This is a genomic window from Pseudomonas sp. S5F11, assembly GCF_019641515.1.
In the GTDB taxonomy this organism is placed as follows: domain Bacteria; phylum Pseudomonadota; class Gammaproteobacteria; order Pseudomonadales; family Pseudomonadaceae; genus Aquipseudomonas; species Aquipseudomonas rhodesiae.
In genome coordinates, this window is the sequence record NZ_JAIFJZ010000001.1 from 826,279 (window position 1) to 848,599 (window position 22,321).

General features: G+C 60.6%; 25 protein-coding genes. 14 read left to right on the forward strand and 11 right to left on the reverse strand.

Going from position 1 to position 22,321, the window contains the following annotated elements; translation table 11 throughout:
• Positions 1-76 precede the first annotated feature (76 nt).
• A complete protein-coding gene (locus K1567_RS03585; RefSeq protein WP_167389889.1) occupies positions 77-226 on the reverse strand; it encodes a hypothetical protein in 150 nt (49 codons plus the stop codon).
• A gap of 252 nt (positions 227-478) precedes the next feature.
• On the opposite strand from K1567_RS03585, the gene K1567_RS03590 reads away from it, so the two are divergent.
• Both K1567_RS03590 and xth read left to right on the forward strand, forming a co-directional pair.
• A complete protein-coding gene (locus K1567_RS03590; RefSeq protein ID WP_405045998.1) occupies positions 479-1,210 on the forward strand; it encodes an OBAP family protein in 732 nt (243 codons plus the stop codon).
• 24 nt (positions 1,211-1,234) lie between these two features.
• A complete protein-coding gene (gene xth / locus K1567_RS03595) occupies positions 1,235-2,059 on the forward strand; it encodes an exodeoxyribonuclease III (protein ID WP_034097665.1) in 825 nt (274 codons plus the stop codon).
• An 11-nt stretch (positions 2,060-2,070) separates the two neighbouring features.
• Here the strand turns inward: xth and K1567_RS03600 are convergent, their stop codons facing one another.
• On the reverse strand, positions 2,071-3,402 hold the full coding sequence (locus K1567_RS03600; RefSeq protein WP_259444983.1) for an APC family permease: 1,332 nt from the start codon (positions 3,400-3,402) through the stop codon (positions 2,071-2,073).
• 131 nt (positions 3,403-3,533) lie between these two features.
• Here K1567_RS03600 and K1567_RS03605 point away from each other — a divergent pair, with 131 nt between their 5' ends.
• Positions 3,534-3,665, forward strand: coding sequence for a DUF2256 domain-containing protein (locus tag K1567_RS03605; RefSeq protein ID WP_082036879.1), 132 nt, complete (start codon positions 3,534-3,536; stop codon positions 3,663-3,665).
• A 26-nt stretch (positions 3,666-3,691) separates the two neighbouring features.
• On the opposite strand, the gene K1567_RS03610 is transcribed toward K1567_RS03605, so the two are convergent.
• The 5 genes from K1567_RS03610 to gcvA form a co-directional block, all read right to left on the reverse strand.
• The gene (locus tag K1567_RS03610; protein WP_220698146.1) at positions 3,692-4,615 is read right to left on the reverse strand and encodes a tetratricopeptide repeat protein; all 924 of its coding nucleotides are present in this window, start codon (positions 4,613-4,615) and stop codon (positions 3,692-3,694) included.
• Between the two features lie 72 nt (positions 4,616-4,687).
• Positions 4,688-5,263 (reverse strand): DedA family protein, encoded by a 576-nt coding sequence (locus tag K1567_RS03615; RefSeq protein ID WP_047882408.1) that lies wholly within the window; start codon positions 5,261-5,263, stop codon positions 4,688-4,690.
• A gap of 151 nt (positions 5,264-5,414) precedes the next feature.
• The gene (locus K1567_RS03620; RefSeq protein WP_040268200.1) at positions 5,415-6,176 is read right to left on the reverse strand and encodes an SDR family oxidoreductase; all 762 of its coding nucleotides are present in this window, start codon (positions 6,174-6,176) and stop codon (positions 5,415-5,417) included.
• Between the two features lie 30 nt (positions 6,177-6,206).
• Positions 6,207-7,034 (reverse strand): DMT family transporter, encoded by an 828-nt coding sequence (locus tag K1567_RS03625; RefSeq protein WP_220698147.1) that lies wholly within the window; start codon positions 7,032-7,034, stop codon positions 6,207-6,209.
• A gap of 29 nt (positions 7,035-7,063) precedes the next feature.
• Positions 7,064-8,014 carry a transcriptional regulator GcvA gene (gene gcvA / locus K1567_RS03630; RefSeq protein WP_047882411.1) on the reverse strand — a complete coding sequence of 317 codons (951 nt, stop codon included), beginning with the start codon at positions 8,012-8,014 and terminating at the stop codon, positions 7,064-7,066.
• Between the two features lie 569 nt (positions 8,015-8,583).
• Here gcvA and K1567_RS03635 point away from each other — a divergent pair.
• The 10 genes from K1567_RS03635 to K1567_RS03680 all read left to right on the forward strand — a co-directional run bounded on the left by K1567_RS03635 (position 8,584) and on the right by K1567_RS03680 (position 17,648).
• Positions 8,584-9,495 carry a methyl-accepting chemotaxis protein gene (locus tag K1567_RS03635; RefSeq protein WP_371264000.1) on the forward strand — a complete coding sequence of 304 codons (912 nt, stop codon included), beginning with the start codon at positions 8,584-8,586 and terminating at the stop codon, positions 9,493-9,495.
• Between the two features lie 9 nt (positions 9,496-9,504).
• A complete protein-coding gene (locus K1567_RS03640) occupies positions 9,505-9,873 on the forward strand; it encodes a response regulator (protein WP_034097651.1) in 369 nt (122 codons plus the stop codon).
• 15 nt (positions 9,874-9,888) lie between these two features.
• Positions 9,889-10,176: a lipid asymmetry maintenance protein MlaB gene (locus tag K1567_RS03645; RefSeq protein ID WP_034097649.1), complete on the forward strand. Its 288-nt coding sequence runs from the start codon at positions 9,889-9,891 to the stop codon at positions 10,174-10,176.
• Positions 10,177-10,214: 38 nt separating this feature from the next.
• Positions 10,215-12,254 carry a chemotaxis protein CheA gene (locus K1567_RS03650; RefSeq protein ID WP_220698148.1) on the forward strand — a complete coding sequence of 680 codons (2,040 nt, stop codon included), beginning with the start codon at positions 10,215-10,217 and terminating at the stop codon, positions 12,252-12,254.
• Positions 12,255-12,283: 29 nt separating this feature from the next.
• Positions 12,284-13,939, forward strand: coding sequence for a methyl-accepting chemotaxis protein (locus K1567_RS03655; protein ID WP_047882414.1), 1,656 nt, complete (start codon positions 12,284-12,286; stop codon positions 13,937-13,939).
• Positions 13,940-13,976: 37 nt separating this feature from the next.
• On the forward strand, positions 13,977-14,516 hold the full coding sequence (locus tag K1567_RS03660) for a chemotaxis protein CheW (protein ID WP_034097643.1): 540 nt from the start codon (positions 13,977-13,979) through the stop codon (positions 14,514-14,516).
• Positions 14,517-14,525: 9 nt separating this feature from the next.
• Positions 14,526-15,335: a protein-glutamate O-methyltransferase CheR gene (locus K1567_RS03665; protein WP_034097641.1), complete on the forward strand. Its 810-nt coding sequence runs from the start codon at positions 14,526-14,528 to the stop codon at positions 15,333-15,335.
• Positions 15,332-15,865: a chemoreceptor glutamine deamidase CheD gene (gene cheD, locus K1567_RS03670; protein ID WP_034097638.1), complete on the forward strand. Its 534-nt coding sequence runs from the start codon at positions 15,332-15,334 to the stop codon at positions 15,863-15,865. Before K1567_RS03665 ends, cheD begins: the two co-directional genes overlap by 4 nt.
• Entirely contained in the window at positions 15,828-16,910 is a 1,083-nt protein-coding gene (locus K1567_RS03675) for a chemotaxis response regulator protein-glutamate methylesterase (protein ID WP_034138321.1), read from the forward strand. Before cheD ends, K1567_RS03675 begins: the two co-directional genes overlap by 38 nt.
• Positions 16,911-17,129: 219 nt before the next feature.
• Positions 17,130-17,648: an isochorismatase family protein gene (locus tag K1567_RS03680; RefSeq protein WP_184336440.1), complete on the forward strand. Its 519-nt coding sequence runs from the start codon at positions 17,130-17,132 to the stop codon at positions 17,646-17,648.
• A gap of 53 nt (positions 17,649-17,701) precedes the next feature.
• Here the strand turns inward: K1567_RS03680 and K1567_RS03685 are convergent, their stop codons facing one another.
• The 3 genes from K1567_RS03685 to gabP form a co-directional block, all read right to left on the reverse strand.
• On the reverse strand, positions 17,702-17,899 hold the full coding sequence (locus K1567_RS03685; protein ID WP_220698149.1) for a hypothetical protein: 198 nt from the start codon (positions 17,897-17,899) through the stop codon (positions 17,702-17,704).
• Positions 17,900-18,007: 108 nt separating this feature from the next.
• Positions 18,008-19,090 carry a GlxA family transcriptional regulator gene (locus K1567_RS03690; protein ID WP_034097633.1) on the reverse strand — a complete coding sequence of 361 codons (1,083 nt, stop codon included), beginning with the start codon at positions 19,088-19,090 and terminating at the stop codon, positions 18,008-18,010.
• Positions 19,087-20,496 carry a GABA permease gene (gene gabP, locus K1567_RS03695; RefSeq protein ID WP_220698150.1) on the reverse strand — a complete coding sequence of 470 codons (1,410 nt, stop codon included), beginning with the start codon at positions 20,494-20,496 and terminating at the stop codon, positions 19,087-19,089. Before gabP ends, K1567_RS03690 begins: the two co-directional genes overlap by 4 nt.
• A 307-nt stretch (positions 20,497-20,803) precedes the next feature.
• On the opposite strand from gabP, the gene K1567_RS03700 reads away from it, so the two are divergent.
• Positions 20,804-21,055 (forward strand): hypothetical protein, encoded by a 252-nt coding sequence (locus K1567_RS03700; protein ID WP_244192377.1) that lies wholly within the window; start codon positions 20,804-20,806, stop codon positions 21,053-21,055.
• A 244-nt stretch (positions 21,056-21,299) separates the two neighbouring features.
• Here K1567_RS03700 and K1567_RS03705 read toward each other — a convergent pair whose 3' ends face one another.
• Complete coding sequence (locus K1567_RS03705) at positions 21,300-22,196, reverse strand: LysR family transcriptional regulator (protein ID WP_034097631.1); 897 nt, start codon at positions 22,194-22,196, stop codon at positions 21,300-21,302.
• Between the last annotated feature and the right edge of the window lie 125 nt (positions 22,197-22,321).

A 22,321-nucleotide genomic window follows, 5' to 3' on the forward strand; every position in this document is an offset into this window, starting at 1 on the left:
CTGCGGGCTCCTCACTCCTCGTCCATGGCCGTACCCGTACCTTGCAATCACCCCCATAACACGATGACTCGCCTTGTCACTTATGCTCATCCGCCTTGCCTTCTTGCATCTGCACAGAAGATTTGGTCGTACTGCTATTGCCTTTAGTGGCGTTGTCCGAGCTGTCGAAGCAGCCATGCAGCAGGAACAGGCTGCACACACTCAAACACAGATATAACTTCTTCATGATCGTTTACCGGATTAATAAAGCGACGTGTGATGGCGGGCGCTTCGCATGCGCCAGCCCCTTTTGGTCTGGCCGGCCGCTCGCAGTTTATGTTCAACAAATGTGCTCTGGGCCTGATGAACGGTTGACCTCGCGCGTTGTATGACTCGGCCTAAGAAACTTTCCCGGAGTACGGGTTATCCATAGGAATGCACTCGACTCAACGGAAAGGACTCAAACATGGCGGGCATTCAAACAATCCCTACACTCAAAATGGCCTGTGCAAGCGCAATGGCCCTGCTGCTCGGCGCCTGCGCGGCTGGCAATTCGGCATCCAACGTGGTCGCACCTGGCGATGCCTCTTCGACCACCACGCGCTCCCTGGACGCTGGCGCAGCGCTGTTGCAATCGCGTCCCCCGATTGAGGCGTTGAACGCCTACCTCGACGGTTTCCATTTCTACAACGGTCAGATGGACGTGCAAATGGAGGCGCATCATTACTGCGCGATCCTCAACGAAGAGGTGATCCAGTGTGTGATCTACGATGGCAACCGCAAGGACGCTAAGTTGATGGGCGTGGAATACATCATCAGTGAGCGCTTGTTCACCGGCCTGCCCAAGGCCGAGCAGGCGCTGTGGCACAGCCATATGCATGAGGTGAAGTCCGGCCAACTGGTGGCGCCTGGCATTCCTGAGGTGGCCGAGCATGCACTGATGGAAAAGCTCGTGCACACCTATGGCAAGACCTGGCATACCTGGCATACGGACCTGCATAAAGACCTGCCCTTGGGTGTTCCCCAGCTGATGATGGGCTTCACCGCCGACGGCCAGGCCGACCCACAGAAAGTCGCCGAGCGCGACCGTCGGTTCGGCATCGACAGTGCGCAAAAGCGCAGAACCCGCGCCGACATACCGACGCCTACCGTGGCACCGGGCGCGGATGCGTGGCGCGAGGGGCAGGTATTTCAGATAGCTGACCCTACCCGCACGCCCCATCAGCACTGACGTCACCGGTTGAGGAGCCTGGCCATGCACCCTCTCAAGATCGCTACATTCAATGTCAATGGCATCAGCGCGCGGCTGCCAAACCTGTTGCGGTGGCTGGAGCGGGAACGTCCGGACATCGTCTGCCTGCAGGAGTTGAAAGCGCAGGACAACGCCTTTCCTGCCGAGGCGCTGGAGCACGTCGGATACGGCTCCGTGCACCATGGGCAAGCTGCATGGAACGGGGTGGCTATCCTGGCGCGCGACGCCGAGCCGCTGCTGATTCATCGAGGTTTGCCAGGGGCCGATAACGATCCCCAGGCCCGCTACCTGGAAGCGGCGGTGCTGGGCGTGGTCGTCGGCTGCCTGTACTTGCCCAACGGCAACCCGCAGCCTGGGCCGAAATTCGACTACAAACTGCACTGGTTCGAACAGTTGATCCAACACGCCCAAACCTTACAAAGCAGCGAGCACCCGGTGGTGCTGGCCGGGGATTACAACGTGGTGCCCACCGATCTGGATATCTACAACACTCGCTCATGGCTCAAAGATGCGCTCCTTCAGCCGGAAACCCGCGCGTGCTACCAGAAGCTGCTGGATCAAGGTTGGGTCGACTCGTTACGGCACCTGTATCCCGATGAGCGCGTATACACGTTCTGGGATTACTTCCGTCAGCATTGGCAGACGAATTCCGGCTTGCGCATCGATCATCTCTTGCTCAACCCGGTGCTGGCCTCGCGCCTTAAAAACGCAGGCGTCGATGCCTGGGTGCGCAACGAAGAACATGCCAGTGACCATGCGCCTGTGTGGATTGAAATCAGTGCCAAGCCGCGGACGCACAAACGTACCCGCCGCACCAGCACAAGGTGACCCTTATCTCTCTAGCTCGGTGATGCAACGGGCGTCGCCAGACGGTTGCAGCCATACAACATAACCCCAAGCAGCATCAGCGCACCGCCCCGCAGCCAGGTGTCGAGGCTTTGCTGGCTGAGCAGAACCAGGCACGACATGATCGCTAGCACCGGCACCCAGATCGGCACGCGGAAGTGATCCCTGTCGACACGGTCCCGACGTAGCACCAGCACGGCCAGATTAGTGCTGAGGAACACAAACAACAGCAGCACCACCACCGTTTCGGCCAGGGCCGCGAGCGTGCCGGTGGCGGTCAGCGCCATGGCCACGCCGCTGGTGGCCAAGATCGCCACCAGCGGCGTACGGCGTTTGGGCAGAACCCGCGACAATGGCGCCGGCAGCAACCCCATGCGAGCCATTCCGTACGCCAGGCGGCTGGCCATGATCATCGTCAGCAGTGCGCCATTGGCAACCGCCACCAGGGCAATGAAGGCGAATAGTTGGGGCGGAATGTTCAGGCCCGAAGCCCGCACCACTTCCAGCAGCGGCGCTGAGGTAGCCATCAGTCGGTCCGTCGGCAGCACCACGGAGGCAGCGACTCCGACCGCCATGTACACGATACCGGCGGTGATCAATGCGGCGAACAGTGCGCGCGGATACACGGTGCGCACGTTACGGATTTCTTCCGCCAGGTTGGCCGAGGTCTCAAAGCCGACAAACGAATAGAACGCCAACAATGCCGCCCCCAATACCGCGAGCATTGGGTTCACGCCAGGCTTGAATTCTACGGCGCGCCCCAGGTTCGCCTCACCGGCCTGGAAACACCAGCCCGCCGCTATCACCACCAGCAACAACCCAGACAACTCAATACAGGTCATGACCATATTGGCGCCCAGGGACTCTTTGATACCACGCGCATTGAGCAATGCGATCACCGCCAGGAACACCAAGGCCGCCAAGGTCGGTGGCACCTCAAAAAACGCCGCCAGATAGTCGCCGGTAAACGCCAGGGACAGCCCCGCCGCACTGGTGACCGCGGCCGCGAGCATACTGAAACCCACCAGAAACGAAACCAGCGGCGACTTGAACGCCTTCTCAGCGAACACCGACGCGGCGCCGGCGTGGGGGTATTTGGTCACCAGTTCCGCGTACGAGCCGGCGGTGAGCATGGCGAAGAACAACGCCACCAGCAGCGGCACCCAGATCGCCCCGCCCACTTGCCCGGCAATGGTGCCAGCCAACGCATAGACACCGGCGCCCAGCACATCGCCAAGGATGAACAAAAACAGCATCGGTCCGGTGACGGCGCGGCGCAGTGACGGCTTGGAAGGCGAAGCGTTGCTGAGGCTGGAATCAGTCATGGGCGGCTCTACGGGCGGGTTGCACTGTGGATTCAGCCGGCGTGAGCCGGCAATAGCAAAGTTGTTTAAACATGGAAAAGCTTTACGCTGCCATAGTTCATTTATTTGCTAATTCCAAAGCCGTAAGAGCCATGAAAAAGAGTGATCTGCCAGTCAAGACCTGCGCCACATGTGGCCTGCCTTTCACCTGGAGAAAGAAGTGGGCGCGTTGCTGGGACGAGGTACGTTATTGCTCGGAGCGCTGCCGACGCAACAAGCCCTGAGCATGGCCTTGTTCAACGCTGGACGATCAACTGCAGGGCTTACGGCCGCATAGCCAATTCCGGTAAGGCTTGTGCTGCGGGTCCTGCACCGTGAAAAGCAGCGGCGCCTTGATTTCCAGCTCCCCCGAGCTGTCCGTCAAGGGCGCGGATTCGCCCATGGTCACCCGCGCGGCGGCCCTCATGACCCACTGATCCACATGGGCATCCCCCGAGGGCTCGACCATTGTCACCTGAGGGGCGCCACTGTCTGACTTGAAGCGGTAGGACAGCGTGACGCGCTTGGCCTCGCCGGTGGCGTCAACGGCCTCGAACACTTCACCCACTGCCATCCGCCGCTTTTGTAAATTGACAAAGCTGCTCAGCCACATCTGCTGATAACGTTTGGCCTGAACCTCAGTGAGCGGCTGGCCGGCTTTACGCAAACGGTTCATCGCCAGCCAGGCCTCATCGCCACAGCGTTCGGAGGCCTCCAGATATAAGGCCAGGGCGCCAGGCAGGTCCTGCGGCCCTCCTTTGCCCTCCTCCATCAAACGCCCCAACGGTAGCGCAGCGTTCTTACCGGAAAGACGGTAGAACGTACGCGCCCTGGCGTAATCCACCGGCTCACCTTCGCCGCGCTCGGCCATCTGCCCGAGCAGAACATTGACAGCCGGGTCTAACTTGGCGGCTTCGACGAACAAGGCGTGGGCCTCGCGAAAGTCTTGATCGACCCCATAGCCACCCTCCTGATACAGCTTGCCCAAGATCGCCATGCACGTAGCATTGCCATACTCGGCATAGCGCTCGATATAGCGCAGATTGTCGCGCTCAAACGGTTTCTGGCCGGCAATCCACATGCAGCGAAAGCCAGTCATCGATGAGTCGTAATCGGCGGGTCGGGTCAGGCTTTTACAGCCCATGATGGTGCTCAACAGCACCAGAAGCGTCAGGGTCTTTAACATAGCGTCCATGCATCCGGTTGAACGGGAAAACGGCATTATGCCAGTAATGACTGGATTGGCTTTAACCCTAGAAGCCGCGAGTCAGGGTTGCTTGCGCCTGGATCGGTAATGGCGTATCAGCCCCACAGCCACCACCACGCCGACGACGCCTAGTGCAATGGGCAGTCGATAAGGTTTCAAGTCGCCCAGGACGCGTTGCAAAAACTCCCCAGCCCAATACCCGGCACTGGCAAATAGCGTGGCCCAGACCAGCGCGCCCACCGCATTGATGCAGGCAAACTTGAGCGGTGAAATCCTGCTCGCGCCAATCACCATCGGCCCCAACAAACGCATGCCATAGAGAAAGCGCACCGAAAAAATCGACACCGTGGGGTACCGATGGATCAACGTTGTGATCTTGTCGATGGCCGCTTGTTTTTTATGTAAGCGCGGCAACAAACGGTCGCCGAAATAGCGCCCCGCCCAGAACAGCAATTGGTCCCCCAACATGCCGGCGAGACTGGCGTAGGCGATCACGGGAAGCAACTTGAGCACCTGCTGATGCGCCGCCACGCCTCCCAGTATCAGAATGGTTTCGCCTTCCAGTAGGCAGCCGACAAAAACGGCCAAGTAACCATAGGTGGCCAGCAGGTGATTAAGGTCGAGGTGTTCAAACATGCGCGCGCATTTGCTCCATAACGGCTAGATATCTCGGGGCCAGTGCTGACAGGTGGCGACAGCACATGGACACAGCCGTGAGCGAGACGGTTCCTTCAACAGGTGATGAGCAGCCGCTTATTGGACATTCGCGCCAGCGCCGCCCCCTGCTTTATTTACCCCCGGTCACATCGAGAAAGGTGCCGGTTACGAAAGACGCCTCCGCGCCCGCCAGCCATAGAATCGCCCGTGCCACTTCTTCCGGCTGGCCGCCACGCCCCATGGGGATTGAGTCCTTGACGCGATCGACCCGCCCAGGCTCGCCGCCACTGGCGTGCATCTGGGTGTAGATATGCCCGGGGCGAATACCGTTGACGCGTATGCCTTCCCGCGCCACCTCTTTAGCCAACCCGATGGTGAACGTTTCGAGGGCGCCCTTGGAGGCCGCGTAGTCCACGTATTCATTGGGGCTGCCAAGTCGGGCCGATGCCGAAGAGACATTAATGACCACCCCACCAGGGCCATTATGCCGATAGGACATGCGCCGTACCGCCTGTTGGGCACAGAGTATCGGCCCGATGGCGTTGACAGCGAAGATGCGCTGCATCCGCTCGAAGTCGAGAGCCTCCACCCGTGATTGCAGCGCCAGTACCCCGGCGTTATTGACCAGGACGTCGATGCGCCCGAACTCACGGTCGATGGCTTCGAATAGATCGGCCACCTGGCGCGGATCCGCACTGTCGGCGCGCGTGGCCAAGGCCTTGCGTCCCAATAACTGCACATCCGCAACCACCGCCTGCGCTGCGGACTCGTTGCTGACGTAGCTGATGGCCACGTCATACCCTCGTTGGGCCGCCAGCCGGGCGGTGGCGGCACCCACCCCGCGACTGCCGCCGGTTATCAGGATCAAAGGGGCCTGCGAAACAGTGGTCATAGTGAATCCCTCTCTAGGTGATTGGCCGAGTCAGCCGATGATGCTGGCGCCGCAGGCGATCACCACGCACGCCAGAATGCGGCGCGCAGTCAGCGCCTCGCCGAGGAACCCGTAGCCAATCAATGCTGCGAACAACACGCTGGTTTCGCGCAATGCGGATACTGCGCCCAAGGGCGCTTCGTTCATGGCGTAGATGACCATGGCATAGGCAAGCAAAGAGACTAGCCCGCCGAGCACCGCCGTCAGGGTGCCGGGCCGCGCGCGGAACAGGCTGCGGGTATCGCGCAGAGCGATGTAAACCATGGGCATCAGCACACCCCAGAGGGCGCTCATCCAGACGGTGTAGGCCATTGGCGCGCCGGAGAGCCTGGCGCCGATGCCATCGACAACACTGTAGGCGGCGATAAAGCAGCCTGTGCCCAGGGCATAGGGCAGGCTGGGGACCGAAAGCCGGCGCCCTTTGAACGCCAGCGAAATAATCCCACCCGAGACCAACGCAATACCGAGCAACTGGCCAGGAGCGATGGTTTCCCCGGCAAAAACGGCGGCCCCGAGGGCGATCAGCACCGGCGAAGAACCACGGGAAATCGGATAGATCTGCCCCAGGTCGCCGACCCGGTAACTGCGCACCAGGAACAAGTTGTAGCCCACATGCAGCAGCCCCGACAGCAGCGCATAGCGCCAACTTTCCACCGCAGGCGGCAGCATAAACACGGCAGCGACCGCGCAGGTGATAGCGATGACCATGCACATCACCGTCATGGACCACAGCCGATCGGCACCGCTGCGCAGCAGTGCATTCCAGCTGGCATGCAAGAGCGCGGCGAAAAGGACGAGGCAGACCAGATGAATAGGCATGCCTCATTCTATTTACGCCGATGTCGGGACTACAGCGAAGTCTCCTCATCGAGGCATGAATGAACACTCATCATGGGCGCCTTCACGTCCCGCACTTTCAGCGCCTCACTCAGTAACCATTGGCGAAAGCTGACGATGTGCGGCAACGTTTCGACGCCTTTGGGGCACACGAAGTAATAAGCCAGCGGTGATGGAAAATGCACGTCGAATAGCCGCACCAGACGGCCGTCGCTGATTTCCTTCTCGACATGCCCGCTGCGCACCAATGCCACGCCTTGGCCAAGCAATGCCGCCTCGACCGTCATGTTGGTATCGCCGAATCTGACACTTTCCCTAAGCGGCAGATACACCAGGCCCAGCGCCTCGAACCACGCCTCCCATTTGGGCGCCAGTTCTGCGCCATCACGGGCCAACAGCGGAAAATGCAACAACTCGGCGGGGCTCAGCGGTGTCCCGACGCGGCGCAGCAATTCGGGACTGGCCACGGGAAATACCTGTTCCCCGAACAAGAACTCTGAATACAGGCCAGGGTAACTGCCCTTGCCCAGCCTGATCGCGACGTCTGCCTGGGCGTTGGAGAAATGAATAATGGCATCCGTGGTGTCCAACGACACCAGCAGCTCGGGGTGCAGGCGAGAGAGGTTCGGCAGGCGTGGCAGCAGCCATTTCAGCGCAAAGGAATAGGTAGTGCTGACGCTGAACCGAACCCTGCCCTTCTGCTCGCGCAGGTCGCTGAGCGTCGCCTCCAGGCTCAAAAAAAACTCGCGCACGATAGGCGCCAGGGTAGCGCCCGCCGCGGTCAGGCGTAGCGCCTTGCCACGCTCGAACAACTGCACGCCCCACAGCGCCTCAAGATGCTTGAGCTGGTGACTGACGGCGCTTTGAGTCACATGCAGTTCCTGCGCGGCGGCAGTAAAGGTCGGGTGGCGGGTAGCGACTTCAAAAGCGCGGAGTGTCGCGGTGGGTGGCAGGTCTCTCATCAGGGCGTATCCAGCGAGTCATCAGAGGGCGTTGCATGAACGTTAGCTCATGATAAAGCCAAGCTCATTGAATAATCTCGCCATTGAAGCCGCCCAAATACCTCACTCTAGGCTACAGTTCATAATAGTGGCATTTAGACATAACCGTCCGTCACCTGCTGGTCATAAACCAGACGGAAGGCACACTGCCGAGTCTAAAGTTGCGGCACATAGGGCAGATAACCCCTATGTTGTTTATATCCGCAGTACTGTTCAAGGATCGAACTATGACCCCGCCTCCTTCCAGCCGCACTTCCCTCACCGGTCATCCGCGTTTTCGTTGGTTCGCTTTCATTCCCGTGGTGCCTGCGGTGATCTGGATCCTCATCCAGTCAACCTCCCCGGCCAACCTCGTCGCGTGTGCAGCGTTGGTGCTGGTCGGTCTTGGGGCCTGCGCCTGGAGCGCGAAATCTCAGCGCGATGCCCTATGGCGCGCGACATCGAGCACGTTGGCCAATCAGGCCGATGCCGACGCAGCGCACAACAGCCAGGCGGCGCGGGCGCAACTCGATGAGGTGTTGCTGGGCGCCATGCCGATCTGGGCCAAACAGGTGGAAAGCTCACGCCAGCAGACCGAGGAAGCCATTGTCAGCCTGGCGAATCGTTTCACTGGGATCGCCGCACGCTTGCAGGAAACTGTCCAGGCTTCACAGCACGCAGCCGGTGAATTGGATGGGCAAGCCGCCGACGGCGCGCTCAAGGTGCTGGCACGCAGTGACAGCGAATTGAGCCAGGTGATCGACTCACTTAAGGCCACCCAATCCAGCCGCGACCAGACCCTGGCGCAAGTACGCGGCCTTACCGCCTACACCGGCGAATTACGCACCATGGCCGCCGACGTCGCCGCGATTGCCGCGCAGACCAACCTGCTGGCGCTGAATGCCGCGATCGAAGCGGCCCGTGCCGGTGAAGCCGGGCGCGGTTTTGCGGTGGTGGCCGATGCGGTGCGCAGCCTGTCGAGCAAGTCCAGCGAGACCGGCCAGCAAATGTCGGCCAAGGTCGACATTATCAACAACGCCATTACTCAACTGGTGCAGGCCGCCTCCACCAGCGCCGATCAGGACAGCAACTCCGTCGGCGCGTCCGAGCAAAGCATCCAACTGGTGCTTGAGCGCTTCCAGAACATCACCGGGTGCCTGGCCGAGTCCGCCGACCTGCTCAAGCAGGAAAGCTACGGCATCCGCGACGAAATGACCGACGTGCTGGTCAACCTGCAGTTCCAGGACCGGGTCAGCCAGATTCTCAGCCATGTGCGCGACAACATGAACGCCTTGCACGATCACTTGCGTCAGGCCAGACAAGCGCCGGACCAGGCCGTGAGCATCGACGCCCGACAATGGCTGGCCAGTATGGAGTCCACCTACGCCACCGACGAGCAGCGGCGCACGCACCATGGCAACGACGCCGCGCAGCAGAATTCCCAAGACATCACTTTCTTTTAGGAGCCCATCATGGCGAAAAGTGTATTAGTGGTCGACGACTCCAGTAGCGTGCGGCAAGTGGTCGGTATTGCCTTGAAAAGCGCCGGTTACGACGTGATCGAGGCCAGCGATGGCAAGGACGCCCTGGGCAAACTCAACGGGCAGAAAGTGCACCTGATCATCAGCGACGTGAATATGCCCAATATGGACGGCATCACCTTTGTCAAAGAGGTGAAGAAGCTGGCCAACTACAAGTTCACGCCGATCATCATGCTGACCACCGAGTCCCAGGAATCGAAAAAAGCCGAAGGCCAGGCCGCGGGCGCCAAGGCCTGGGTGGTCAAGCCGTTCCAGCCGGCGCAGATGCTCGCGGCGGTGTCCAAGCTGATTCTGCCGTGATCCGGGGAGGCTGGCATGTCCATCACCCACGAAACCACTGACGACACGGCCCGCGTGGGCATTGAAGGCGAGCTGACGATCTACACCGTCGCCGAGCTGGCCGCCGCGCTGCTGCCGCAGGTTGGCGCCGCGGCCCGCCTTGAGCTAGACCTGTCACAGGTCACTGAGATGGATGGCGCCGGCCTGCAACTGCTCGCGGTGATAGAACGCGAAGCCGGCATCAACGGCACCGCCCTGAGCCTGACTGGCCAGAGCCAGGCCGTCACGCAAACACTGCAACTCTGTCGCGGCGCCGCGTTGTAGGCGGCGCCACCGTTCATTGATCGACAAGGAAAGTCCAGGTGAGCATCAATCTCGATCAGGCACAGCAGACCTTCATCGTGGAGGCCCGCGAACTGTTGCAGGCCATGGAGCAATCCCTGCTGCAACTGGAGAACGAACCCGACGATCAAGACGCCATCGGTGCGATATTCCGCGCCGCGCATACCATCAAAGGCTCAGCCGGGCTGTTCGGCCTGGCGCCGATCGTGGGGTTCACGCATATCGTCGAAGATGTGCTGGATCGCCTGCGCGACGGCGATATCGCGGTGGATGCCGACTTGATCGCCCTGCTGCTCAAGTGCGGCGACCACATGCTCGAACTGATTGACGTGGTTGCCAGTCGTGGTGAAGCCCTTACACCCGCCGCCTTGCAGCGCGGTGAGGCTTTGCGCGAGGCGCTGGGTGTCTACCACCCGCTTCACGCCACCACCGCCGACGCCGTAACCGCTAAGGCGGCCGACGGCGAGTCAGCCGAAGTGCTGTGGCATATTTCTCTGCGCTTCGGCGCGGACGTGTACCGCAATGGCATGGACCCGCTGTCGTTCCTGCGCTACCTCCAAACCCTGGGGCAAATGGTGCAGGTCGACACCCTCACCGACAGCATCCCGGCGCTGGAAAGCTTTGACCCGGAAAGCTGCTACCTGGGCTTCGAGATCGACCTGCGTTCCACTGCCAGCCACGCCACCCTCAACGAAGTGTTCGACTTTGTGCGCGACGAGTGTGAAGTGCAAATCACGGCCGTCGATGAAGCGCCCATCAACCTGGCGAGCACCGGCACCGAGCTGGTTACCCAGGCCGAACCCACTCACCGGAGCACCGCGCCCCAGCGCGTGGCGACGGCCAGCGAGGCCAAACCCCGAGATGGCAACTATGTACGGGTCAATGCCGACAAGCTCGATGAGTTGATCAACCTGGTCGGTGAGTTAGTGATCGCCAGCGCCGGCGCGAGCCTGTTGGCGCGCTCCTGCAACCACGACCCACTGCATGAAGCCACGTCAACGGTGTCGGGGCTGGTGGAAGAAATCCTCGATGGCGCCCTGCATCTGCGCATGATCCCCATCGGCGACACCTTCAACCGCTTCCGCCGCGTGGTGCGCGACGTCAGCCAGGAGTTGGGCAAGGACATCGACCTGCTGATCAGTGGTGCGGAGACCGAGCTGGACAAGACCGTGGTGGAGAAGATCGGCGATCCGCTGATGCACCTGCTGCGCAACGCCATGGACCACGGCATCGAAAGCGCCGAGGCGCGGCGTGCGGCGGGCAAGTCGAGCAAGGGCCATCTGAGCCTCAATGCCTATCACGACTCCGGCAGCATCGTCATCGAAATCGCCGACGACGGCGCCGGGCTCAACCGCGAACGCATTCTGGAAAAAGCCCAGGAACGCGGGTTGGTGGCCAGCGGTGCGGTGCTGTCCGATCAGGAAATTTACAACCTGATTTTCGAAGCGGGCTTCTCCACGGCCGAGGCGGTGACCAACCTGTCCGGGCGCGGCGTTGGCATGGACGTGGTCAAGCGCAACATCACGCTGCTGCGCGGCACTGTAGATCTGGACAGCCGCCCCGGCCAGGGCACGGTGGTGCGCATTCGGCTGCCGCTGACCCTGGCAATCATCAATGGCTTCCTGGTCGGCATCGACCAGGCCACTTATGTGATTCCCCTGGACATGGTTCAGGAATGCATCGAACTGGACGAACCACAGCGCGACTCCAGCCGCGAACAAGGCTATCTGGACCTGCGCGGCGAGGTGCTGCCATTGGTACACCTGCGCGACCACTTCAACCACGAAGGCCCCGCCGCCCGGCGCCATAACGTGGTGGTGGTGCGTTATGCCGAGCACAAGGCCGGGCTAGTGGTGGACGACCTGCTCGGTGAGTTCCAGACCGTGATCAAACCCTTGGGCAAGCTGTTTGGCGCACTGCGCGGCATCAGCGGCTCGACCATTCTGGGCAGCGGGGCCGTGGCCCTGATCCTGGATGTGCCGGCCCTGCTCAACCAACTCGTACAAATGGAAGCTCGCACAGCCCAGGCGCCACAGTCGCCACTGGTCGTCGCTCGCTGACGTATTTGCAATTCCATGGAGGTTCCGCGATGAAATGGTTTTACGATCTAAAAATTTCCACCAAGCTGATCAGCTCGTTCCTGGTGGTCCTGGCGCTCACAGCGGCCATGGGTGCCTTCGCTATCCTCCAATTGGGGGGCGTCAACCAGGCCGCGCAGGACATCCGCGGCAATTGGATGCCGTCAATGCGCGCGGCGGCCGGTATGCGCTTCTTTGCGGCCAACTACCGCTTGAAAGAGAACCGTCATATCTCCACCGAGGTCGCCGAGGAAAAGGCCCTGGCCGAACGCGAAGCCGCCGAGGCGCGCCAGCAGTTCGAGACGCGCATGGGCACCTATGAACAACTGCTATCGAATGACGAAGACCGGCAGTTGCTGGACAGCGTGAAAACCGGATGGGCTGCGTACCTGGCCACCAGTAAACAGTTGCTTGAGCTGTCCCGGGAGAACCAGGAAACCCAAGCGCGCGGGCTGCTCAGGGGCGAATCCAAGACGCACTTCGATGAAGTGACCGCGCGCCTGCAAAAAATGGTCGAGCTCAATGATGCTGGCGCCACTGCTGCCGGTGACAAGGGTTCTGCGCTGTATGAAAGCTCGCGTCTGTCGATCATCGCGGCCTTGGTCGCCGCCCTTTTGATCGGCTTGGGCCTGGCAATGTTTATCGCACGGATCATTTCTCGCCCCCTAAGGCAGGCCGCCAACGCCGCCGAGCAATTGGCCGAAGGTAACCTCAGTGCACAGATCGAACCGGGCGCCAAAGATGAAACCGGTATGGTGCTCAACGCCATGCGCAATATGGTCGGCAAACTGGCGCATATCATCGGCGAAGTGCGAAATGCCGCAGACAACCTGGCCAGCGCCTCCGAGCAAGTCAGCGCCACGGCGCAATCGATGAGCCAGGCCACCAGCGAACAAGCGGCCAGCGTCGAGGAAACCAGTGCCTCTATCGAACAAATGAGCGCCAGCATCAACCAGAACACTGAGAACGCCAAGGTCACCGATGGCATGGCCAGCAAGGCCGCCAAGGAAGCCACCGACGGCGGTGAGTCAGTGCAGCAGACCGTAGTGGCGATGAAGAAGATCGCGCAGCGCATCAGCATCATCGATGACATTGCCTACCAGACCAATTTGCTCGCGCTCAATGCCGCCATCGAGGCCGCACGGGCCGGCGAGCACGGCAAAGGTTTCGCCGTGGTCGCCGCCGAGGTGCGCAAGCTGGCCGAACGCAGCCAGGTTGCCGCTCAGGAAATCGGCGAACTGTCTTCCAGCAGCGTCGACATGGCCGAAAAAGCCGGCAAGTTGCTTGATGAGATGGTGCCGTCGATCAACAAAACGTCCGACCTGGTGCAGGAAATCAGCGCGGCGTCCGAAGAGCAGGCCGCCGGTGTGGCGCAGATCAACACGGCGATGACCCAGCTTAACCAGGTCACCCAGCAGAACGCCTCCAGCAGCGAAGAACTGGCCGCCACCGCCGAAGAGATGAGCAGCCAGGCCGAACAATTGCAGCAGGCCATGAGTTTCTTCGTGCTCGACACGACGTCCAGGGCCGCCACCCAAAGCAGTGTCGACAGCGCCGGCAGCAAGCCGACTCGCCAGCCGCCGCGCCCCGCGCAACCGCCAGCGCGCAAGGCCTTTGCCTACAACATGGCCACTGCCCCGGACGAATCGGAATTTACCCGTTTCTGATCGTACGCATCAATCCGGGCTCACAGGGAGTAATGAGATGGGCGCAGTGATGACTACCCGCCAGGCCGCCGTCGCGGTCGACGAGGATGCGCAATACCTGACCTTTATGCTCGGCGGCGAGATGTTCGCCATCGGCATTCTGGGGATCAAGGAAATAATCGAATACGGCAGCCTGACCGTGGTGCCGATGATGCCCGCGTTCGTGCGCGGGGTGATCAACCTGCGCGGCGCGGTGGTGCCGGTGGTGGACCTGTCGGCGCGTTTTGGCCGGGCCAATTCGCAGATCACCCGCCGTTCATGCGTGATCATTATCGAAGCCAGCACCGAGGACGGCCTGCCCCAGGATATCGGGTTGCTGGTGGACACCGTGTCCGCCGTGCAGGAAATCCCGGCCACCCAGATTGAGCCGCCGCCCAGCTTCGGCGCGCGGATTCGTGCAGACTTCATCAGCGGCATGGCCAAGGTCGAGGGCAAGTTTGTGATTGTGCTGGAGGTGGACAAGGTGCTGTCCATCGATGAAATGTCCAGCCTTGCCGAAGCCGGCCAGGCGCCGGCCCTCGACTTCGACCCGCGGTGAGGTGCGATCATGCCTGATACCACCCCGCTGGATGACCGCGAGTTCGGCCAGTTTCAGTCCTGGCTGCATCGCGCGGCGGGTATCAACCTGTCACCGGCCAAAAAGGCCCTGGTGGCCGGCCGGCTGTTCAAGCGGCTCAAGCACTATGAACTCAAGAGCTACGGCGAGTATTTCAAGCTGATCATGAGCGACCAGCGCAAAGGCGAGCTGCAAGTTGCACTGGACTTGCTGACCACCAACGAGACCTACTTTTTCCGCGAGCCCAAGCACTTTGATTTCCTGCGCCAGCAGGTGCTGCCCAACGCCGCGCCCGGCAAGGTGTTCCGCGTGTGGAGCGCGGCCAGTTCCTCGGGCGAAGAACCCTACAGCCTGGCCATGACCCTGGCCGAAGGCCTGGACACCACGCCTTGGGAAGTGCTCGGCTCCGATATCAGCACCCAAGTGCTGGCCAAGGCGCGCAACGGCCACTACCCCATGGAGCGCGCCGCCAACCTGCCCCAGCCACTGCTGGTCAAGTACTGCCTCAAGGGCATCGGCCGCCAGGAAGGTACGCTCCTGATCGACAAGCCGCTGCGCAACCGCGTCAGTTTTGTCCAGGTCAACCTTAATGAACCCCTGCCCAGCCTGGGCGAATTCGACGTGATCTTCTTGCGCAACGTGATGATCTATTTCGACCAGCCGACCAAGACCCAGGTGGTAGCACGACTGTTGCCGCAGCTTAAATCCGGCGGTTATTTCATCATCAGCCACTCTGAAAGCCTCAACGGCGTGAATGACACGTTGAAGCTGGTGGCGCCGTCGATTTACCGCAAGCCATGAAAAAGCCAGCCAATGCCGCCGAAGTGGTGCTCGCCCCTGGCCAAGTCAGCTTTGCCACCTGCCCGACGCGTTTGCGTACCTTGCTCGGCTCCTGCGTGGCGTTCACTTTCTGGCACCCCCAGCGGCGCATCGGCGGCATGTGCCATTTCATGCTGCCGGCGCGCAACCGCACGGGCCAGCCACTGGATGGCAAGTACGCTGACGAAGCCCTCGAACTGTTACTGCGCCACGCCCGCGCCAACGGTACACGGCCGCAGGATTACCAAGTCAAAGTGTTCGGCGGCGGCGAGATGTTCCCTGAGCAACCGCGCCAGCGACCGGCCCACAACGTGGCCAACCTGAATATCCGCGCCGCACTGGCCCTCGCAGAACGCCACCACCTGCACCTGACGGCCCAGGACATGGGCAGTACCGGCTATCGCACGATTATGTTCGACCTCTGGAACGGCAACGTCTGGGTCCGGCACCAACCAATGGGAATACTCGAAAAAGATGCCTACCAAAAAAATCAGCGTGCTGCTGGTCGATGACTCGGCCGTGGTACGCCAGGTGCTGCTGGCGATTTTCAACGACACACCGGATATCCATGTCATGGGTGCGGCTTCCGACCCGATCTTCGCCATGGACAAGCTCGCGCGGGAATGGCCGGATGTGATCGTGCTGGACGTAGAGATGCCGCGTATGGACGGCATCACTTTTTTGCGCAAGATCATGAGCGAGCGCCCCACGCCAGTGGTGATCTGTTCGTCGCTGACTCAGAAAGGCGCGGAAACCTCCCTACAGGCATTGTCGGCCGGCGCCGTGGAGATCATCACCAAGCCCACCACCGGGCTGAAAAACTTCCTGATCGAGTCCGGCCCCGAGCTGGTGGCGGCGATTCGTGCGGCGGCCAACTCCAACGTCAAGAACCTGGGCAAGCGCATCGCCAAGCCCACACCAGCCCCCGTCCCTGCCAGCAAGCTCACGGCGGATGCGATCCTGCCCGCCGCCAATGGCCAGGCCATGGCCCAGACCACCGAACGCATCGTCGCCATCGGCACTTCCACTGGCGGTACCCAAGCGCTAGAAGCGGTGCTCACGGCGCTGCCGAGGGTGTGCCCGGGCATAGTGATCGTGCAGCACATGCCGGAAAAATTCACCGCGTCCTTTGCCGAGCGCCTCAACGGCCTGTGCCAGATCGAGGTGCGTGAAGCGCGCAATAACGACCGTATCCTGCCCGGCCTGGCCTTGATCGCCCCCGGCGGCAAACACCTGATGGTCACCCGCAGCGGTGCCTTCTATCACGCCCAGGTGATTGACGGGCCGCTGGTCAATCGCCATCGGCCGTCGGTGGATGTGCTGTTTCGCTCAGTGGCCAAATTTGCCGGCAAGAACGCCACCGGCATCATCATGACCGGCATGGGCGACGACGGCGCCCGCGGTCTCAAGGAAATGCTCGACGCCGGCGCCGCCACGGTAGCTCAGGACGAAGCCAGCTGTGTGGTGTTCGGCATGCCCAAGGAAGCCATCAAACTCAACGCCGCCCAACGCGTCATGCCGTTGCAGGAGATTCATCAGGCGATTTTGCATAAGTGACGTCCAGCGGCTGCGCCCTTGTCAGCGGGCGACCGTGTTGCTAGTGTCGATTTATGACAAATTATTGCCTCACCTCGACCACCCTCACCACGACCGCTCAAAGCGGTGCGTGCGAGGTGTCGTGAGCCCATAGCCAACGAACTTCAAAGGCCCGCCAGCAATGGACAGGGCCTTTTTTTGTGCCTTGTGTTGCTGGCGCAAACGCAAGGAGATGCACCCATGTATGCACTGTTGGTACTCGATATCCAAGTCGGCCTAGTTCATGGCCCGGAAACACCCTGGCGTTGCGACGCGATGCTCGACACCGTCAATGGCCTGATGGATCAGGCCCGCCGCGCCGGGGCTGGAATTTTCCTCGCGCGCCACGTCGGGCCCGCGGGGTCGCCGATGGCGCCGGACAGCCCGCTCACAAGGCTGGCGCCGCAGCTGAAGCTTTCAGGCAATGAAGTGGTGTTTGAAAAGCAGCGGCCTAATGCTTTTGCCCAGACCGACCTGGCGAACAGCTTACGGTCTGTCGGGGCGACGGGCGTGGTGATCGCGGGTATGAAAACCCAATACTGCGTCGACAGCACCTGCCGTGCCGCCCGTGATCTTGGCTTCGATGCAGTGCTGATCGCCGATGGGCACACCTGCTCGGACACCGCGGCGCTGCAGGCCAAGGATATCGTGGCCCATCACAACGCCACGTTGCACGGGCCGTTCTGCCAGGTGGTAAAAGCTGAGGACTGGTGCTTCTAGCCCGCGATGGCCAATGCGGGGAGCAAGCGCGTGCCCTCCCCGCAGACAGCACGTCAGTTGTCCGGATGCTCACTGGCGACCGAATCCGCCGCATCTACATCCGACATATCCTCGTCCAGTGGCGCTTCGTCATCGGGTGGCAATGGCAACGCGTCGTCGCCTTTGCGCGGATCATGCCCGGTCTCGTTGTCGGTGCCCCGCGTGACAGCCTGCTGTGAAAGGTTGCCCGGTGCGTTCTCATCGATATCCATGTTGGCTCTCCGTGGTGACTGAGCACGGAATACCCGCGCCTGATCATAAGAGCCAGTGGCTGACCCACGAGTGCCGAGTACTGGACGAACGGTGACCACCAACGTCGGTCAGCCCAGGGAGGATTTGAGTCGTCGGAAACTGCCAAATGTTGCCTCGGAGCGTGCTTGCTCCAGCACACTCATGGGCATCGGCTTGCGCACGACGTTGATCACCGGCTTCTGCACCACCGTGCGCTCAAGCGTCGCCAACCGCTCATCGCTGGGCGGCACACCGAAGTATTCTCGATAACACTTGGAAAAGTGCGGCGTCGATACAAAACCGCAGAGCACCGCCAATTCGACGATAGAGATGGGCGTCTGCTTGAGCAATTGGCGCGCGCGGATCAACCGCAGCCGCAGGTAATAGCGCGACGGCGAGCAGTGCAAGTACTTCTGAAACATCCGTTCAAGCTGCCGTCGAGAGAGCTGGACATACTCCGCCAGGTGGTCCAGGTCGATGGGCTCCTCAAGGTTCGCCTCCATCAGCGTGACGATTTCCTGCAGCTTGGGCTGCTGAGTGCCCAGCATGTGCTTGAGCGGTATGCGCTGGTGGTCTTGCTCACTGCGCATGCGTTCGTAGACGAACATGTCTGAAATGGCTGCTGACAGTTCATGCCCGTGATCCAGGCCGATCAAGTGCAGCATCATATCCATCGGCGCCGTGCCCCCTGAACTGGTGAGGCGGCCGCGGTCGAGGGTGAACAAGCTTGGGCTGACAGTCACTCGCGCAAACGCTTCTTGCATCGCGGCCAGCCACTCCCAGTGAACGCTGCACTCAAAGCCATCCAACAGCCCTGCCCTGGCCAATACCCAACTGCCGGTACAGATGCCGCCCAAGCGTTTGGAGTAACGCGCCTGCGCGCGCAGCCACTTGACCAGCTCGGGGGTCACCGTGTTTTGAATGCCCGTCCCGCCGCACACGAAAATAATGTCGGCCGAAGGGGCGGCATCCACCGAGCTGTCCGGCGTGATGGGCACGCCGTCGCTCGCCCAGATGGGCGTGCCGTCGAAACTGGCGGTGTACCAACGATAGAGCTCCTGCCCCGACAATTGGTTGGCCATGCGCAGCGGCTCGACCGCCGACGCCAATGAGATCAGCGTGAACCGGTCCAACAACACAAACAGGATGCTGGTCACAGGTCGTGCATTCATGGCGGCGAAACCATCGAAAGTGGGCTCTGCGCGCGCACGGGTTGGCGCGCAGTGACAACCCCCACCAGTGAAATCAGCAACGCCAACCCAATCGTCGAAGACACCTCAAGACGATGCTCTGGCGTCACCAGCATCACCCCCAGCGCGGCGCAAATAAAGGCGATGACCAACCAGGTCAGCCAGGGAAACAGCCACATCTTGAACGTCAGCGTGATATTGCGGCGCTGCATAAGCTTGCGCATACGCAGTTGCGAAATGGCGATCACCAAGTACACCAACAACGCGATCGCCCCGGAACTGGCCAGCAGGAACTGGAACAGCCCGGCCGGCACGAAGTAGCTGAGCAACGTCACGCCAGCCCCCAGCACGGTACTGGCGATCACCGCGGCCCTAGGCACGCTGGCTGCCGACGTCTTTTTCATCAACGTGGGCGCATCGCCGCGTTTGCCCAGGGAATACAACATACGCGAGGCAATGTAGATAGAGGAGTTCATGCAACTGGCCACGGCAATCAGCACGACACCGTCGACCAGCAACTTGGCATGGGGAATATTCATCAACTCCAGTGCCCGTTGATAGGAACCGACGGACGCCAGCAAAGGGTCATTCCAAGGCACCACGGAAATCACCACGAAGATCGACAGCACATAGAACACGCCGATACGCCACATCACCGAACGTGTGGCGCGGGCGATATTCTGCGCGGGGTTGCTGGACTCCGCTGCGGCGATGGTGACCGCCTCCGTTCCGATAAAGCTGAACATGATGGTAATGAACGCGCCCACGACCGCAGACATACCGTTCGGGGCAAAACCGCCATGCTCCTCCATCAGTCGACTCAAGCCACTGGCCTCCCGCTCGGGAATCCAGCCCATCAGCACGGCGCCACCCAGGCCGATAAAGCCGATGATCGCCACGACCTTGGCCATGGCAAACCAGAACTCGAATTCTCCGTACTTGGAGACACTGAACAAATTGGTGACCACTAACAAAAAGATCGACAACAAGGCGAACAGCCAAGCGTCGATCTGGGGAAACCACTGGTTCAAGATATGCCCGGCGGCCAGGGCTTCGATCGGTATCACCAGCACCCAGAACCACCAGTACAGCCAGCCAATCGTAAACCCGGCCCAGCGGCCGATGGCCTGGTCGGCATAGGTCGAGAAGGAGCCGGTGTCCGGATTGGCCACCGCCATCTCCCCCAGCATGCGCATGACCAGCACCACCAGCAGCCCGGAAAAAAAATACGCCAGCATGACTGCAGGGCCCGCCGCCGCAATCGCATGCCCGGACCCGACAAACAATCCAGCACCGATAATGCCGGCGATGGAGAGCATGGTGACATGACGCGGCTTGAAGCCCTGCGCCAGTTGGCCGTTCGAATCCTTGGAACTCAGGCTATTCATCGTTCTTTTTATTCTCTGTGATCGACGTTAAGACGTGCTGACCAGAGGGTCAGGCGATCATCATTTCTCAATGACGGGTCACAGTACGCGGCATACCACTGGCCAAAATAGCCTCATTGCGTCATCCAGGCGCCTGATATCGACATTGGCGTCACGCGCAAGCGCTCGATCCAATGCCCACTCCCCAGCCTATTGGATCCAAATTTATTGGAACGCTGGAGCTTCTCGGGACTCTTCTAGAACAGAGCGCGAACAGCGCCGGATAAAGGCTTATAGCCAGCAAGTGCTTGTGTGTGGAGTATGGAAAGTGGTCGATATCAGCAAAGAAATGCCCACCGGCGTGAAGCGCCAGGCAGACAAAATCATGACTGAAATTCAAAAAGCTGGCTCGATGATCATGGCCGTAAAGGCCGGAGCACGGGCGGACGGTTTTGTTATAGGGTTATTGTGCTCGGGCAGCATTACAGATGACACGGCGCAATGGCTTCAGGCGCAATTCGATGCGGCAACCGAACAAAAGCTCAAGGAGCTCTCGGTATGGTCTGCGCCGCAGCATTGAGTCTAAAAAGGGAGAACATCGATCACCGTCGCCGCGACGTATGACTCGTCCGCTGCCAAGTCTTCGACTTACCCAACACACAGGGTTGTTCTTTCAAGCAGTTAGTTTGCCTCTAACTGCTGATTCGCGGTTGCCAACATCGCCTCGCAGATAACCCGGCGCAAGCGTGGCCGGAGCAACGATGCCCTACGCCATACCGCCAACGCCAACGACCCCTCCCCCGTTTGTTGCGCCGTCCCCAGAGTTACTCCTTTTTTTGTCGGCCAACGATACGCAGATTTTCCACGAAATTCCGAACGGTCACGGACTTCTCCCGGGGCCTGAAAACCAGCGCGATCGTCGTCTTCAACGTCTTGTGCCTCAACTTTTGATAGGTGACGCCGACCGCATGGATCTGGCGGATAGATGCAGGAATCAACGTCACGCCAAAACCTGCAGCGACCATATTCACCGTGGAAGATAGCTGTGGCGACTCCAATTCGATTCGCGGGGAAAATCCGGCCGATCGGCAGGCGCTGATGATCGAGTCGTAGAGGTCCGGCCCGATTGAACGGGGAAAAATGATAAAAGGGTCGCAAGCGAGTTGCGCGAGTTCCACGCTCCGCAATCGGCCCAACGGATGACCGGTAGGCAATACCGCAACCATCTCCTCTTCGACCAAAGGAACTGTTAGCAGCTCTGCGCAATTGAGGGGTAAGCGGACGATGGCACAGTCCATCTGGCTATTGACGACTTTATCCAGCAGCGCGGTGCTGTTGCTTTCTTCTGTCTTAATCAGGACACCCGGGTAGCTTTGGCGAAACTGCCGAAGAGTCGTTGCTACCAACGGATGGAACACCGTTGAGCCAGCGAATCCAATTGAGAGATGACCGCTCTCCCCCCGAGCGGCCTTCTTGACATGCTCCAAGGCGTCGTTGGCTTCGTCCAGCACCCGCTTCGCGTGCTCCTTGAAGATGACGCCCGCTTCGGTCAACTCAACGCGACGCGGATAGCGCATGAAAAGCTTGGTGCCGATTTCCTTCTCGAGCTTAAGAATCTGCTGACTCAACGGCGGCTGTGCAATGCCGAGCCGTTCTGCGGCCAGGGTGAAATGAAGGTGCTCGGCGACGGCAAGGAAGTACCGCAGTTGGCGAAACTCCATGGTTGATCCTCCGCAGAATGATAGTGGGCGTCCTTGGGATCATACGCTCCAAGACGAATATCGTCTTGAAGATGCAATCACGAAGTATTGGATCGAATGGGTGTGCGTTCTTACGATAACGGCCA

Bases quoted from the DNA above. Each gene is read 5' to 3' on its own strand.
- K1567_RS03585 (WP_167389889.1), bottom strand. From the start codon at position 226: ATGAAGAAGTTATATCTGTGTTTGAGTGTGTGCAGCCTGTTCCTGCTG.
- K1567_RS03610 (WP_220698146.1), bottom strand. From the start codon at position 4,615: ATGGACGCTATGTTAAAGACCCTGACGCTTCTGGTGCTGTTGAGCACC.
- K1567_RS03615 (WP_047882408.1), bottom strand. From the start codon at position 5,263: ATGTTTGAACACCTCGACCTTAATCACCTGCTGGCCACCTATGGTTAC.
- K1567_RS03600 (WP_259444983.1), bottom strand. From the start codon at position 3,402: ATGACTGATTCCAGCCTCAGCAACGCTTCGCCTTCCAAGCCGTCACTG.
- K1567_RS03690 (WP_034097633.1), bottom strand. From the start codon at position 19,090: ATGAATGCACGACCTGTGACCAGCATCCTGTTTGTGTTGTTGGACCGG.
- K1567_RS03680 (WP_184336440.1), top strand. From the start codon at position 17,130: ATGTATGCACTGTTGGTACTCGATATCCAAGTCGGCCTAGTTCATGGC.
- K1567_RS03625 (WP_220698147.1), bottom strand. From the start codon at position 7,034: ATGCCTATTCATCTGGTCTGCCTCGTCCTTTTCGCCGCGCTCTTGCAT.
- K1567_RS03705 (WP_034097631.1), bottom strand. From the start codon at position 22,196: ATGGAGTTTCGCCAACTGCGGTACTTCCTTGCCGTCGCCGAGCACCTT.
- K1567_RS03620 (WP_040268200.1), bottom strand. From the start codon at position 6,176: ATGACCACTGTTTCGCAGGCCCCTTTGATCCTGATAACCGGCGGCAGT.
- K1567_RS03660 (WP_034097643.1), top strand. From the start codon at position 13,977: ATGGGCGCAGTGATGACTACCCGCCAGGCCGCCGTCGCGGTCGACGAG.
- K1567_RS03635 (WP_371264000.1), top strand. From the start codon at position 8,584: ATGCCGATCTGGGCCAAACAGGTGGAAAGCTCACGCCAGCAGACCGAG.
- xth (WP_034097665.1), top strand. From the start codon at position 1,235: ATGCACCCTCTCAAGATCGCTACATTCAATGTCAATGGCATCAGCGCG.
- K1567_RS03655 (WP_047882414.1), top strand. From the start codon at position 12,284: ATGAAATGGTTTTACGATCTAAAAATTTCCACCAAGCTGATCAGCTCG.
- K1567_RS03590 (WP_405045998.1), top strand. From the start codon at position 479: ATGGCCTGTGCAAGCGCAATGGCCCTGCTGCTCGGCGCCTGCGCGGCT.
- K1567_RS03645 (WP_034097649.1), top strand. From the start codon at position 9,889: ATGTCCATCACCCACGAAACCACTGACGACACGGCCCGCGTGGGCATT.
- gcvA (WP_047882411.1), bottom strand. From the start codon at position 8,014: ATGAGAGACCTGCCACCCACCGCGACACTCCGCGCTTTTGAAGTCGCT.
- K1567_RS03665 (WP_034097641.1), top strand. From the start codon at position 14,526: ATGCCTGATACCACCCCGCTGGATGACCGCGAGTTCGGCCAGTTTCAG.
- K1567_RS03685 (WP_220698149.1), bottom strand. From the start codon at position 17,899: ATGGATATCGATGAGAACGCACCGGGCAACCTTTCACAGCAGGCTGTC.
- K1567_RS03640 (WP_034097651.1), top strand. From the start codon at position 9,505: ATGGCGAAAAGTGTATTAGTGGTCGACGACTCCAGTAGCGTGCGGCAA.
- cheD (WP_034097638.1), top strand. From the start codon at position 15,332: ATGAAAAAGCCAGCCAATGCCGCCGAAGTGGTGCTCGCCCCTGGCCAA.
- K1567_RS03675 (WP_034138321.1), top strand. From the start codon at position 15,828: ATGCCTACCAAAAAAATCAGCGTGCTGCTGGTCGATGACTCGGCCGTG.
- gabP (WP_220698150.1), bottom strand. From the start codon at position 20,496: ATGAATAGCCTGAGTTCCAAGGATTCGAACGGCCAACTGGCGCAGGGC.
- K1567_RS03605 (WP_082036879.1), top strand. From the start codon at position 3,534: ATGAAAAAGAGTGATCTGCCAGTCAAGACCTGCGCCACATGTGGCCTG.